At 47.9% G+C, this 595-nt stretch carries 1 protein-coding gene; it reads right to left on the bottom strand.

Annotated elements, in window-relative coordinates; all coding sequences use genetic code 11:
• On the bottom strand, positions 1-595 hold a 595-nt coding region (locus R8N49_RS28815; RefSeq protein WP_318190660.1), incomplete at both ends, for a S8 family serine peptidase.

The raw sequence follows: 595 nt of genomic DNA, 5'->3' as shown, positions 1-595 counted from the left end.
ATAGAGGAAGATAGCGGGCATACCCCCGTCGCAGCGATAAGGAAGCAGCCAAAAAATGGGTCGCAGCTATAAATCAGATATTCGTAGCACGTCTTCAGGTTGCCAACAGAACTGTTAAAACCGACCCCAGCAATACCAATACCGTTATCTGTCTGAGCTGCCGCAATACCTGCGACATGGGTGCCGTGTCCAACCACGTCCTCTAACGTATCACTTTGATAATCGGTGATGAACTTCTTCTGCTCAACACATTTTCCGTTCCCGAACTCAATGCTACTCACGCTATCCCCTGCCATACGACAATCAATACCGGAATCGAGAATTGCTATCTTGACGGCAGAACTACCTTTCGTCATATCCCAAGCTTCGGTGGCATTGATATCTGCACCAGGCAAGCCAGAGGCCTCATCCAGATACGGACCAAATAGTGGGTCATTCACCACGGTAGAATGTACTTGCCCAGTATTATTGAGCGCCCACTGCTCAGAAAAGTAGTCATTAGCATAGATACTTCCACCGAGACCTTCATTGGGCACATACTGAACAATGTGGTTGATATCAGGCTCTGCATACAACACATTCGGGTACTGGTTAC

It is taken from the genome of Vibrio sp. 1978, from assembly GCF_033344345.1.
This window is presented reverse-complemented; position numbering and strand designations above follow the sequence as displayed.